Source organism: Secundilactobacillus mixtipabuli (assembly GCF_002217925.1).
Lineage (GTDB): Bacteria > Bacillota > Bacilli > Lactobacillales > Lactobacillaceae > Secundilactobacillus > Secundilactobacillus mixtipabuli.
Map to the genome: position 1 here is coordinate 205,510 of NZ_BCMF01000003.1, position 12,523 is coordinate 218,032.

The 12,523-nt window shown below is 45.1% G+C and carries 12 protein-coding genes and 1 riboswitch; of the genes, 5 read left to right on the plus strand and 7 right to left on the minus strand.

The features are described from left to right. Nucleotides 1-17: 17 nt before the first annotated feature. Nucleotides 18-1,742 carry a phosphoenolpyruvate--protein phosphotransferase gene (gene ptsP, locus IWT5_RS03640; RefSeq protein WP_089108587.1) on the plus strand — a complete coding sequence of 575 codons (1,725 nt, stop codon included), beginning with the start codon at nucleotides 18-20 and terminating at the stop codon, nucleotides 1,740-1,742. A 54-nt stretch (nucleotides 1,743-1,796) separates the two neighbouring features. Here ptsP and IWT5_RS03645 read toward each other — a convergent pair whose 3' ends face one another. The 4 genes from IWT5_RS03645 to tkt form a co-directional block, all read right to left on the minus strand. Then, nucleotides 1,797-2,705: a metal ABC transporter solute-binding protein gene (locus tag IWT5_RS03645; RefSeq protein ID WP_225360206.1), complete on the minus strand. Its 909-nt coding sequence runs from the start codon at nucleotides 2,703-2,705 to the stop codon at nucleotides 1,797-1,799. Between the two features lie 133 nt (nucleotides 2,706-2,838). After that, nucleotides 2,839-3,987 (minus strand): glycerate kinase family protein, encoded by a 1,149-nt coding sequence (locus tag IWT5_RS03650; RefSeq protein WP_089108588.1) that lies wholly within the window; start codon nucleotides 3,985-3,987, stop codon nucleotides 2,839-2,841. 125 nt (nucleotides 3,988-4,112) lie between these two features. Beyond that, on the minus strand, nucleotides 4,113-4,835 hold the full coding sequence (locus tag IWT5_RS03655; RefSeq protein ID WP_089108589.1) for a transaldolase: 723 nt from the start codon (nucleotides 4,833-4,835) through the stop codon (nucleotides 4,113-4,115). A gap of 21 nt (nucleotides 4,836-4,856) precedes the next feature. Next, complete coding sequence (gene tkt / locus IWT5_RS03660) at nucleotides 4,857-6,866, minus strand: transketolase (protein ID WP_225360207.1); 2,010 nt, start codon at nucleotides 6,864-6,866, stop codon at nucleotides 4,857-4,859. Nucleotides 6,867-7,367: 501 nt separating this feature from the next. Then, nucleotides 7,368-7,464: riboswitch (TPP riboswitch) on the plus strand. An 81-nt stretch (nucleotides 7,465-7,545) separates the two neighbouring features. On the opposite strand from tkt, the gene tenA reads away from it, so the two are divergent. From tenA to IWT5_RS03675, 3 genes are all read left to right on the plus strand, one after another. Beyond that, the gene (tenA, locus tag IWT5_RS03665) at nucleotides 7,546-8,211 is read left to right on the plus strand and encodes a thiaminase II (protein ID WP_225360208.1); all 666 of its coding nucleotides are present in this window, start codon (nucleotides 7,546-7,548) and stop codon (nucleotides 8,209-8,211) included. A gap of 65 nt (nucleotides 8,212-8,276) precedes the next feature. Continuing rightward, nucleotides 8,277-8,762 (plus strand): GNAT family N-acetyltransferase, encoded by a 486-nt coding sequence (locus tag IWT5_RS03670; RefSeq protein WP_089108590.1) that lies wholly within the window; start codon nucleotides 8,277-8,279, stop codon nucleotides 8,760-8,762. Nucleotides 8,763-8,868: 106 nt separating this feature from the next. After that, a complete protein-coding gene (locus tag IWT5_RS03675; protein WP_089108591.1) occupies nucleotides 8,869-9,690 on the plus strand; it encodes an HAD-IIB family hydrolase in 822 nt (273 codons plus the stop codon). A 65-nt stretch (nucleotides 9,691-9,755) separates the two neighbouring features. Here the strand turns inward: IWT5_RS03675 and IWT5_RS03680 are convergent, their stop codons facing one another. The 3 genes from IWT5_RS03680 to IWT5_RS03690 all read right to left on the minus strand — a co-directional run bounded on the left by IWT5_RS03680 (nucleotide 9,756) and on the right by IWT5_RS03690 (nucleotide 11,704). Then, nucleotides 9,756-10,172, minus strand: a complete 417-nt coding sequence (locus IWT5_RS03680) for an OsmC family protein (RefSeq protein WP_089108592.1) — start codon at nucleotides 10,170-10,172, stop codon at nucleotides 9,756-9,758. Nucleotides 10,173-10,321: 149 nt separating this feature from the next. Next, on the minus strand, nucleotides 10,322-10,930 hold the full coding sequence (locus IWT5_RS03685; RefSeq protein WP_089108593.1) for a LysM peptidoglycan-binding domain-containing protein: 609 nt from the start codon (nucleotides 10,928-10,930) through the stop codon (nucleotides 10,322-10,324). Nucleotides 10,931-11,320: 390 nt separating this feature from the next. Further along, the gene (locus IWT5_RS03690) at nucleotides 11,321-11,704 is read right to left on the minus strand and encodes a hypothetical protein (RefSeq protein ID WP_089108594.1); all 384 of its coding nucleotides are present in this window, start codon (nucleotides 11,702-11,704) and stop codon (nucleotides 11,321-11,323) included. A gap of 125 nt (nucleotides 11,705-11,829) precedes the next feature. Between IWT5_RS03690 and IWT5_RS03695 the strand changes: the two genes are divergently transcribed. Continuing rightward, the gene (locus IWT5_RS03695; RefSeq protein ID WP_089108595.1) at nucleotides 11,830-12,513 is read left to right on the plus strand and encodes a VIT1/CCC1 transporter family protein; all 684 of its coding nucleotides are present in this window, start codon (nucleotides 11,830-11,832) and stop codon (nucleotides 12,511-12,513) included. Nucleotides 12,514-12,523 lie beyond the last annotated feature (10 nt).

Genomic DNA, 12,523 nt, shown 5'->3' on the forward strand with positions numbered 1-12,523 from the left:
GAATAGGGGTAGCTATTTTGTCGATAAAACTTAAAGGAATTGCAGCCAGTGATGGCATAGGCATTGCTAAGGCCTACCTACTAGTCACACCGGATCTGAGTTTTAAAAAGGTGACGGTTGCTGATTCCGATACTGAGATCAACCGATTACACCAGGCACTTGAAACGTCAATTGAGGATTTAAAAACGATCAAAGGCAGGGCTGTTGGTCATTTAGATAAGGAAGTACTGGCCATTTTTGACGCCCATATTGCGCTGTTAACGGATCCAGAAATGATCAAACAAATTGAACAGCTGATTAAAACACAGCACATCAACGCGGAAGCGGGTCTTAAAGCAGTTGCCGATCACTTCATTAATACCCTAGAAGCGATGAAAGAAAATCGGTACATGCAGGAACGGGCCGCTGATGTCAGGGATGTCACTAAGCGGGTCTTGAGTCACTTACTCGGAAAAGAGCTGCCAGATCTAGCTGGAATTGACAGTCCGGTCATTCTGGTTGCCCATGAAGTGACGCCATCCGACACGTCACAGATGAATAAGCAGTATATAAAGGGCATTATCACGGATTTAGGCGGTCGAACCAGTCATTCCGCCATCATGTCGCGGACCTTGGAAATCCCCGCTGTTGTCGGTGCTACTGATGCGACGCAACAGATTAAAAACGGTGACATGCTAATTTTAGACGGGTTAACCGGTGAAGCCATCGGTAGCCCAAGTCAGGCAGAAATTACCGATTATCAGAAACAGGCCCAGTATTTCGAGGCGCAACGGCGAGAGTGGGCCAAGCTAGTTGACGCGCCATCGGTATCGGCGGATGGCAAACAGTTTGAGATTGCCTCAAATATTGGGACGCCAACTGACCTAGGGGATGTGTTAAAAGCTGGTTCAGACGCGATTGGCTTGTTCCGCTCCGAATTTTTGTACATGGATAGCAGTGATCTGCCCACCGAAGAGGCGCAGTTTGAAGCCTATAAGCGGGTGGTCAAAGTGATGAAGGGCAAACCCGTTGTGATTAGAACAATGGATATTGGTGGTGATAAATCGTTAAGTTATCTCCATTTGCCAGAAGAAATGAACCCCTTCTTAGGGTACCGAGCAATCCGGATCTCGCTGCAGCGACAAGAAGTCTTCCGGACACAGTTACGGGCCTTGATTCGGGCATCCCAATTTGGTCAGTTACGGATCATGTTCCCGATGATTGCGACGCTGGAAGAGTTTCGGCAGGCTAAGACCATTTTTACCGAAGAAAAGCACAAGTTGCAGGCGGATGAGCCAGGTATTGGCGATGATATCAAACTAGGTATCATGATTGAAGTACCGGCTGCGGCCATCTTCGCTGAAGCGTTTGCTAAGGAAGTTGATTTCTTCAGCATTGGCACGAACGATTTGATTCAGTATACGTTCGCGGCTGATCGCGGCAATGAATGTGTTTCTTACCTGTACCAACCCTATAATCCTGGGTTATTAAAACTGATCAAGCATGTGATCGATGCCGCTCATCAGGAGGGCAAAATAGCAGCGATGTGCGGTGAAATGGCCGGCGATGCGGTAGCACTACCCTTACTGATGGGAATGGGCCTTGATGAGTATTCAATGAGTTCCAGCTCAGTTCTGAGAACTCGGAGTACGATGAAATCGTTGGATACGGCTAAGTGCGCGCAACTGGTCGATCATGTCTTAGCCAATGCGTTAACTAATGAGGATACGAGAAAAATGGTGAAGGCATTTTTGAATAAGTAATATTAAAGCGCGTGCGGCACGACTCATATTTTGAGTTGTGTCGCACACGCTTTTTTATCGGGCTGCTTTCTGCGCACGTTGAACCTCGTTAAATTGAAGCATCATCCAGGTTTTGTAAGTTGTTCCAGCTGGCTGTGATTCAGTGACGCGAACAATTGGCACGCCGCTTTTCTTGGCTAGTGAAAGTAAATTCGTGGTCATTTTACTGATTTCTTGAGTATTAACAACGAAGAACGCAATTTTATGGTGGCGAATATCAGCTTGCATCTGCTTAATATCTTTAGGGGAAGGGTCGGTGTCATTTTGCACAGCCTGTGCGTAATGGTTGTTATTTTGACGATAACCCATCTCAGTGAGCGAATAATCGAACACCGGCTCACTGACATTGACTCGAGCCTGGCGACTGTTGCGCCGTAGCTGGGCGACTTTTTGGTCCAATGGCTTTAGCGACTGAATGTAACGCTGCGCATTTCGCTTAAAGTAGGCTTTGTTTTGCGGCTGGCGTTTGCCAAATTGCTCAGCCAGCGCATTGGCTAACTTTGGCATTGTTTTCAGATTGTACCAAATATGTTCGTTATCACCATTTTGCTTGTTCATAATGCCTTGGGCAACGTTGATCTTGGTGGTGCCCGTACTATCAGCGGAGAGCCGGTTCATCCAGGTATCGTAGCCTAACCCATTATAAACAATCACGTTGGCTTTGCTGACGAGTTTCGCTGTATTAGTGGTTGGCTCATACTCATGGGGTTCCATGCTGGGCTTATCAATAATCGAAGTGACCGTTCCCTTATCGCCCAGAACGGCTTTGGCGGTTTCACCATAGAAATCTAATGAGGCCACCACGTTGATCTGATGTGAATGTTGTGGTGCGGTGGTCTTTGATGTGCAGCCCGCTAGCATGGTTGCGATGAACGCAAGTGTTAGTAAAGTGCTGAATAATTTTTTGTAACGCTTTAACAGCATCGTGGCTGCCTCCTAAGTTAAATGATAATAGTTACCATTAATATAGAATACCACAATTGAACAGCTTGATTCTAGACAAGCAGTTATTTTAAATGACTTTGCCTAGTGTAGGATGGTATTTACTTCATAGACCTTATTTAATTTGGATACTGTTAATTAAGCGACCAACATTTTCTGCTAACAATGCTAGGTTCTTTGGTCCGTTCTTAATAGCAGCCTCTAAAGTGACAACGCCGGGGACAATTGGAAAAATTGCATCGATGCTACGCTTATCATAGAGACTATCGATTCCCTCGCCAACGTTGCCAGCTAGGACAATAACGGGCGCCGTTGGGGCAACCGACTTAGTTGCCCGCGCGACACCATAGGGGGTCTTACCAAACTTGGTTTGATAATCGATGCCGCCTTCACCTGTAAAGACAAAGTCGGCATTTTGAGCCCGTTGCTTTAAGTGAGAATAGTCAACAACGATGTCGATCCCCCGTTGCATTTCAGCGTTGGTGAAGGCTAATAGGCCTGCACCAAGGCCACCGGCTGCGCCAGCGCCTGGACGATTAGCTAAATCAAGGTGTAGGTCACGGTTGATGATATCAGCATAGTGTTTGAGATTGGCATCCAAGGTTTTTACCATTGCCGGTGTTGCGCCTTTTTGAGGACCAAAGACGGCGGATGCGCCATCTGGTCCAGTTAGTGGGTTGGTGACGTCTGAGGCAATAATGATTTTAGTTGTCGCTATGAATGGTGTAATCGTTGTGGTATCGATTTGGTTTAAACGATGGAGCTGTCCACCGCCAAAGGGTAATTCATGATGATCCTCGTCTAATAATTTAATCCCTAAAGCCTGTGCCATTCCTGCGCCACCATCGTTGGTTGCACTACCGCCAATCCCCAGAATAATTCGCTTAATCCCCCGAGACATCGCGTCCAGCATCAGTTCGCCGGTGCCGTAAGTTGTTGTGATTAGGGGATTATGTGTCTGGTCATTGACAAATTGAAGCCCACTGGCAGCAGCCATTTCAATCACCGCAGTTTCCTGATCACCCAGGATCCCGTAGGTTGCCTGAACGGTTGTCGCCAGCGGTCCTGTGACGTGTTTCCTAATCAGCTGACCATTCGTGGCGTCAACCAGTGATTGAACGGTACCTTCACCACCGTCAGCCATGGGCACTTTTTCGAATTCGGCAGCTGGGAAAACCCGCTGTAGCCCTAATTGAATGGCATCGGCAGCTTCCTTGGCTGTCATGCCACCTTTGAAAGAGTCGGGCGCAATCACAAATTTCATCTTCCGTTCCTCCTGTCGTTGCATGTAGCTCACTATTATAGTCGTTACAATCAGTGCTGTGAAGTTGAGTCAAATAAAAACCGCCTACTAATCAGTAGACGGTTTTTCAGTAATTGTTAAGCTAATTAACCCAAAATCTTCAAACCAGTGGCTTCAATATCAGCGGCGAAGCCCTTAACGGTATTCATCGTTATATCATCGCCGGTTTGACCAGCTTTTGCAACTAATTTATCAATAATGGTCGGTGGCACGGTAATGATGTCTACGCCGTACTGTTCGGCCTGGGTAATGCTGTAAACTTCACGGGTACTTGCCCAAAGCAGTTCAACGTCAGAACGGTCCTTAGTCAAGGCAACGCTTTGTTCGACGAACGGAATTGGGTCGATACCGGCATCAGCAACCCGGCCCACAAAAATCGATACAATGCTTGGCGTACCAGGTACGATAGCGTCAACGCTTTCCTTCACTTGATCGACTGTCGCAATGGCAGTGACGTTAACTTGAACGCCATCGGCTGTCAAATCATGGATGAGATCAGTCGTTGGTTCACCAGAAGTGGTCCGGATTGGAATCTTAACGTAGACGTGCGGGCCAAGGTTATGGAGCATTTTAGCTTCCTTGAGCATCGTGTCGTAGTCGTTACTGAACACTTCAAACGAGATGGCCTCGTCAGGGAAGGTGGCGACGGCTTCCTTAGCAAATGTCAGGTAGTCAGTGACCCCAGCCTTCTTCAGTAAGCTAGGGTTAGTGGTAAAGCCAGTTACAAAATCATTTTTATTGATGGCCTTCATATCTTCCAAGTCAGCGCCATCAGAGTAAATTTTGGTGTTAAATGTTAATTTTGCCATGTTATTATTCACCTCATAAATTTAAGCTTTAGCAGCAGTTTCACTAAATGCTTTTAAGTAGGTTGCAGCCACATTATCAGCAGTGAACCCGAAATGTTTCATGATTGCGTCAGCGTTGCCAGATTCACCGAAACGGTTGTTGATTCCCACCGTTTTACCCTGCAGGCCAACATAGTGTTCCCAGCCGTATGAAGTTCCCATTTCAACGGCAACACGACGGGTCACAGCACTTGGCAGGACTTGTTCACGGTATTCGGCAGGCTGAGCATCGAAAAGTTCAAATGATGGCAGTGAGACTACTGAAACATCGTGGCCGGCATCACTGAGCTGCTTTTGGGCTGCCAGTGCCAGTTGGACTTCAGAACCGGTAGCAATCAAAATCCCTTCAGGTGTAGCGTTCTTTGCGGGTGATAAGACATAGCCACCGCGCTGAACACCCTCAGCTGCCAAAGTATCAGACTGTGGTAAGGTTGGCAGATTTTGACGCGTTAATACAAGCATCGTTGGTGTTTCAGTCGAGGCTAGCGCAACCTTCCAAGCCGCAATGGCTTCATTGATATCTGCTGGTCGAATCACGTTAACGTTTGGCATAGCGCGGAAACTCATTAATTGTTCAATTGGTTCGTGAGTTGGGCCATCTTCCCCAACAGCAATGGAGTCGTGGGTGAAGACAAATGTTGACGGGATTCTCATAATGGCAGCTAAGCGAATCGCGGCCCGCATGTAATCTGAGAACACGAAGAAGGTGCTGGCATAAGGCCGAACGCCGCCATGTAGCATCATACCATTAACGGCAGCGGCTTCTGCAAATTCACGAACGCCGAACCAAACGTTTTTGCCGAGAAGATCATCAGGTTCGAAGGCATCAGCAGATTTGACGTTAGTCTTATTTGATGAGAACAAGTCCGCGCTGCCACCCCAAAAACTAGGGAGCTGTTCTGAAATCGCGGTAATGATCCGTTGACTGGTATTCCGACCGGATTCAGATTCACCGACGTGGCTGACAGGTAGTTGGATGTCAGTTGAAAGGGGCTTCAAACTTTGTAGAAATTGTTCAGCGAGTTCTGAATACTGAGCAGAATAATTGCCAAACAGTGCTTGCCACTGCTGTTCACTGGCGATGCCGCGCTGTTTAACGTTGGTTTCGAAGTTCTGGCGAACATCATCTGGAATATCAAATGGTTCATAGTCCCAGCCGAGTTTTTCACGGGTAGCGGCCATGTTATCACCTAGCGGCTTACCGTGAACACCGTTTGTACCGGCGTTAGGCGCACCGAAGCCGATGATCGTTTTAACGTCAATTAAAGTTGGCTGATCGGTGTTTTGCTTGGCAGCTTCAATGGCGGCGTTAATCGCCTCTGGATCATTGCCATCAGCAACGTGCAGAACCTGCCAGTTGTAGGCTTCAAAGCGTTTTGGTGTATCGTCAGTGAAAGCCATGTCTGTGGGACCATCTAATGAGACACTGTTATCGTCATATAAGACGATCAGTTTGCCTAATTTAAGATGACCAGCAAGGCTGGCGGCTTCGTGTGAGATGCCTTCCATTAAATCACCATCACCAGCAAGAGCATAAGTGTAGTGATCCACGATGTTAAAGCCGGGTTGGTTGTATTGGGCGGCTAAATGCGTTTCAGCCATTGCCATACCAACCGCCATGCCTAAGCCTTGTCCTAAAGGACCCGTAGTGGCTTCGACACCATCCGTCATACCGTATTCAGGGTGACCAGGCGTTTTACTGCCCAATTGTCTGAACTGTTTTAAGTCGTCAATCGTCAGGTTAAAACTTGAAAGGTGTAATAAGCTGTACAGCAAAGATGAGCCGTGTCCGGCTGATAAAATAAACCGGTCGCGGTTAGGCCATTGCTGATCAGTAGGGTTAATGTTTAGCTGTTTAGTCCACAGAGTGTACGCCATTGGTGCAGCACCAAGGGGTAATCCGGGATGGCCAGAATTGGCTTTTTGAATCATATCAACGCTTAAGAATCTTAAGGCGTTGATTGACTTTTGGTCTAGGCTACTATTTTGCAAGTTAATCACGCTCCTATGCCTTAGAAATATAAGGTAACTAACGGGATATGTCAACTCAAGTATACTCAATGGTATAGTTAAAATATCCGGTTGTTTCATTACCTTTTTCATTAAATTTTATTTTCTGGAAAGCTTGAATGAATGGGCTTTTTCGGTCAATAAAAGCAATCAGTTAGATTGCTATGAAAATTTCAGGGCATTAAGCGAAAGTAAGAAATAGTTTTCAATTGCGGCTAAATTCGGGAAACACGTTGAACTTAACTTTGGGAAGGTCTAATAAGTCAAAAAGTTAATGAAAACAAGTTACATAAGGGAAGTCAGACTGAAATCTGGGAAGATAGTCTGTCGTTTTCATGAAAATTTCAACCTATCAGTATTTATTAAAGGAACATTAAAGAAATTATTTGAAAAGTTTAATTAATAGTACCACGTCGACTAGCTTTTACAAGTGAAAATGATACTTTTTTGTGGTTGCAGCGAAAAAACATGCTATACTCAACGTATATTAACTAGGGGCGCAAATTGCTGAGACGGTCATGGACCGAACCCTTCGAACCTGTGAGTTAACCCTCGCGAAGGAAAGTTAACGTGATTTTTTGCGATAAAACTGCCGACCGGGGTCCTATTCCTGGTCGGCTTTTCTATTCAGCAGTTTTCGTCGCTTGAGGAGGTTTTTTTATTGTTTACTGATCAGATTCATCAAGCAGCTGAACCCTTCTGGGAGAAAAGCTTTGAGCACCCGTTTATTCACGAACTGCAGGTCGGTTCACTGCCAAAGGACGTGTTTCGCTACTATTTAATTCAGGATCGTTACTATCTGAGTGAATTTGGCAAATTACACGAATTAATCGCGAATGAAGTCGACGATGCCCACGGCAAACAGTTCCTATTGGAGGGTGCCCAAGGATTGAAGGACGGCGAAATCGCCGTTCGAGAGGGCTTCTTTGAACAGTTAGGGATCACCCAGGATGAAATCGACCGGACACCGATCGCACCCACGGCATACAACTATGTGAACCATATGTACGCGGAACTTTATCGAGGGACACCGCAGCAAGCCATTGCGGGACTGCTACCTTGCTACTGGCTGTATAACCAGATTGGCCAGCACTTAGTTGCTAAAGGGTCGCCCGTGGAGTTGTATCAGCGTTGGATTGAAACTTACGACAGCGACGATTATACCGGCAGTGTTGATCAGATGATTGCGCTGACTAATCAAGAGGCTGATCAATCGGATGCTGAATTGAGAAATAAAATGCAGACGTCATTTGTCCGCAGCAGTGCCTATGAATTAGCTTTTTGGCAGATGGCCATGGACAAGCAAAACTGGCAAGTCTCGGCTTAGCCTTTTCCCATCTTCCTTTAATTGGTATAATGCTAGTCACTAACTAAAAGGAAGATGACATACATATGAAAATTCGAGAAATCAAACCAACGGATGATGCTCAGATGGCAAAAATACTGAGAACTTCTTTGGAACAGCTGCATTTAAACTTACCTGGGACAGCGTATTTTGATCCCTTTGTTGACCATTTGAGCGAATGGTACCAGCAGACGCCAGTTGCTAAATACTTCGTGGCAGTGGCGGACAATGATCAAATTATGGGTGGCTGCGGTGTTGGCCCCATTGATCCGCAACGGGGAATTGCTGAATTGCAGAAACTATACGTTGATCCTGCATATCGGCAGAACGGCGCCGCTACACAATTATTACCGGTCTGCTTTGACTATGCTAAAGAACATTACCAATCACTCTACTTAGAGACGTTTGCTTCCATGACCGCTGCTAACCACTTGTACCACAAGGTGGGTTTTAAACCGTTGCAGCAGCCACTTTCACAGTCAGAACACGGTGCCTGTGACACCTGGTATTTGATGAATTTGCAAGCAGAATAACCGATAAAAGGTTAAGAATAAGGCAGAAATCTGAGATTCACGTGCAGACTTCACCTTTTTTCGTTATCATAAATGATATGGAAAATTTAAGAAGCGGGGTAATGAAATGATCAAAATGGTAGCAGTCGATATGGATGGCACTTTTTTAAATGACCAGCGTCAATATGATAAGGCACTGTTTTTATCGCTATTTAAGCAGATGAAAGCCAGCCACATTCATTTCGTTGCTGCCAGTGGTTCGCAATATCAGCGACTGCGGCACGAATTTGCTGAAGTGGCCGATCAGATGGACTATATTTCCCAAAATGGCGCGATTGTGCACAGTGGGGACAAGCTGCAGCATATTGAAGCCATCAGTGATGAAGAAGTCCATGGTGTGATTCAGCTATTACGGAAAACTTTTGAGCCCGGTTTGATCAATCAGGAAGTGGTTTCTGGTTTGCATGGCACCTACGTTAACCGTGATATGGATCCGGAAGTTTTAAAAATCGTGAAATACTATTACCGGCCAGTGTTTGCGGTGGATAATTTAGCCACCATTGCCGCTAAGAAGGTGAAGGACCAGTTTACCAAGCTGGCCATTAGCTTTACGCCTGGCATTAATTTTGACTTAGCTTCTGCTAAGCTGGCTAAGGTATTGCCAGCAAAACTGACCAACGAAACGTCAGGGTTTAACACTGATTTAGTCGGTTCAGTGAATGCCACGAAACGTTCTGGTATCCGGATTTTACAGGACCACTACCAAGTGGCGGATGACGAACTGATGACCTTTGGCGATAATGAAAATGATTTAAGCATGTTGACCATGACACCGCACAGTTTTGCCATGAAGAATGCAGCGGATAAGATTCGTCAATCTGCCGCTCACGTAACCCAATTTGATAATAACCATAATGGTGTCTTGGAAACTTTAAAGATGGCGCTTTAAACACAAAAAGGCAGTCTAACTGTCAGTCGAGCATGACTGGCAATTAGGCTGCTTTTTAAATCCGGCTATTCGAATGTAATATCCATTGGAATCGCACCCACTAGTGATTCATGAACGGTGCATTTTTTAACGACTTCATTTAAGAAAGCTTGGTGGTCGGCGGGGGTTAAATTGGTTTCAGCGGTGATTTTGATGTTCATGTGAGTGACCTTAGATGTTCCATCACTGAACGTCGCTGTCTCACCGGTAACGTCGACTTTGAATTTTTTAACCTGTAGTGTGTCCCGTGAATTTTCAATATCACGAGCGGTGACACTCATACAGCTGCCAACAGCGCCTAACAGGTACTGAACTGGATTAGGGGCAGCGTCGGTTCCCTTTGCCACTAATGGCTCATCAGCTAGGTAAGTGTGACCACCAGTTTGATTCATCACCTGAGTCCCAGCTGGTCTTAAAGTTGAATGTACGATGTATTTTCCCATTTGTTATTACCTCCAGATGCTATTTGACAATATTGTAGCACAGGAACGGTTAAAAACGGCGCAGACAAGACTCAGCTATCAGTAGGAATTAAAAAACGGGCCGTCACATTTCGTGGCGGTCCGTTTACTTTGTTATTCGTGTTTTAGAATTAACCCACAACGCGAACTTGGATTGATTGACGACCAAATTGCATTGCTTCGGCGTTAGTCATGGAAATGTCTAACTGGTTGGGATTGCTGTAGGCAAAAGTACCAGTATCGTTCACAACACGGTTTTCTGTATGACCATCTTGGAACTTGATTTCTAACTGGGTGCCTTTAGGGTAACGGCTTAAAGCAGCTGCTACACCAGTACCGGTGGGAATTGAAGTGCCTTGCCCACCAGCTGCGACTTCTGGATCGTAAGCTGTTGCGACCATCGTTGTCCAGCCACTAGTAGCTGTTTTAGTTGCTGATTGCTTTGGCTTACTGTTTGAAGTGCTTTCCTTCAATGGCTTGATCTTCAAACTCGTGTGAGCTTTTGAACCAGTAGGAAGGGTTAACTTTTGGTTTGGTAAAATAACAGCGCTAGCGGACTTCAGGGAGTTAGCATTAACAAGCGCCTTAGTAGTGGTGTTGTTGTCTTGAGCGATGCTCCAAAGGCTATCGCCTGATTTGACAGTGTATTCTTTAGCGGAAGCAGAGATAGTAGTAAAACCGAGACCGATTAAAGTACCGAACATGACTAAACTACGTGAAACAAATGATTTTGGTAACATAAAGTGGATAACCAACCTTTCGATGTTATGCGTTAAGCATAGGAACTAGATTAATGTGACTATAAGAAAAGGATTATTTATCCTTGCCACGAGTAATACTATAACATGCGAAATCTGGTTTTCAGTAACAGAATAACTACATTAAATCCGAAATCTGTCATATTTTAGAAACCTTGTCACATTCGTGTAATAATCAGAAATATGAAAGCGCCACGTAACGAGAATGTTTCAAACAATTAAGAAATATATTAAAAAATGAGAGTTAGCAGCTGCACTATTTTAAGTATAATTGTGGAAAGTTTATGAAAATAGATGAAAAAACACCGTTTCTTCATGTTTTGGAAGAGTCGGTGTTTTTCTTTATAGCATGTTCGAAATATTAACAGCATGTTACAAAAGCGCAGCTGCGGCTGTTTCGTCCAGCGATAAGCCGTTGTAGAGAAAGGGATTACGTGTGAACAGCGTGTACTCAGCGGCATTTGTTTTTTTCCAGACCTGTAGTTGTTCTGGTGAAATCGGTAATGGAATGGTTGAATGATCATGATTTAAGTTTAAAACGAAGAACAGCTGGTGGGTGGCATAAGTGAGATTTTCACTCACTAAATCTAAATAGGCCTGACCAAGTTTTTTAGTCAGTCCAGATAATGGGATTTGTTTAAGTTCGTTGAGTTGTGATGTAAAGGCCGAGAGCTGCTGTTTCGAGAGCGGTCCAGCTAAGATTGCATCACGGGTTGCAGCGTATAGTTGGCGAAATTTGGCCACTTTTTCTTCCATAGAAACCTCCAAATATTGACCGTAATCAAAAAAATCTGCAAAAGTATTTTACTTTTGCCTGAAGAGAGTTTAGAATAAGGCTTGTAGATAAGAATAATTCTAAAGTAGAAAGAAGGTTGATATTTATGAAGAAGAAGCAAACTTTAGCACAACGGATCAACATTATGCGTGCGTCTGTTATGGGAGCTAACGACGGTATCTTGTCAGTTGCTGGTATCGTTATTGGTGTTGCTGGTGCTACGACCAACAGTTTTGCAATCTTTATTTCTGGTATTTCAGGAATGCTGGCCGGTACGGTATCCATGGCAATGGGCGAATACGTTTCAGTAAACACACAAAAGGATGCGCAGCGGCGAGCAATCATGAACCAGAAAGAAGCTCTGGCTAATCGTTATGACGATGAATTCAACTTTGTTAAGGCAAAGTACGTTGGCGATGGCATTGATCCACAATTAGCTGAACAGGCGACAAAGGAAATGATGAACCAAGATTCATTGGTAACCACTGTTCGCGAACGGTATGGCTTTGATGTTGGTGAATATACCAGTCCATACGCTGCCGCGATTGCCTCAATGATTTCGTTTCCTATCGGCTCTATTCTACCACTATTAGCAATCACTATGTTACCCACCGCTATCAGAATTTGGGGAACTTTTGCGGCGGTGGTCATTGCACTAGCCATCACGGGCTTCAGTGCTGCTACCTTAGGAAACGCAAAGCGTGGTAACGGGGTTTTGAGAAACGTTGTTTCAGGTGTGCTGACCATGCTAGTGACATACTTGATCGGGACGATGATTGGAAATGTTTAGGGGGGACTTT

Excerpts from the sequence above, each read along its gene's own strand:
- IWT5_RS03690 (WP_089108594.1), bottom strand. The coding sequence starts at position 11,704 with ATGGAAGAAAAAGTGGCCAAATTTCGCCAACTATACGCTGCAACCCGT.
- IWT5_RS03685 (WP_089108593.1), bottom strand. The coding sequence starts at position 10,930 with ATGTTACCAAAATCATTTGTTTCACGTAGTTTAGTCATGTTCGGTACT.
- IWT5_RS03650 (WP_089108588.1), bottom strand. The coding sequence starts at position 3,987 with ATGAAATTTGTGATTGCGCCCGACTCTTTCAAAGGTGGCATGACAGCC.
- IWT5_RS03680 (WP_089108592.1), bottom strand. The coding sequence starts at position 10,172 with ATGGGAAAATACATCGTACATTCAACTTTAAGACCAGCTGGGACTCAG.
- IWT5_RS03675 (WP_089108591.1), top strand. The coding sequence starts at position 8,869 with ATGATCAAAATGGTAGCAGTCGATATGGATGGCACTTTTTTAAATGAC.
- IWT5_RS03695 (WP_089108595.1), top strand. The coding sequence starts at position 11,830 with ATGAAGAAGAAGCAAACTTTAGCACAACGGATCAACATTATGCGTGCG.
- IWT5_RS03655 (WP_089108589.1), bottom strand. The coding sequence starts at position 4,835 with ATGGCAAAATTAACATTTAACACCAAAATTTACTCTGATGGCGCTGAC.
- IWT5_RS03645 (WP_225360206.1), bottom strand. The coding sequence starts at position 2,705 with ATGCTGTTAAAGCGTTACAAAAAATTATTCAGCACTTTACTAACACTT.
- IWT5_RS03670 (WP_089108590.1), top strand. The coding sequence starts at position 8,277 with ATGAAAATTCGAGAAATCAAACCAACGGATGATGCTCAGATGGCAAAA.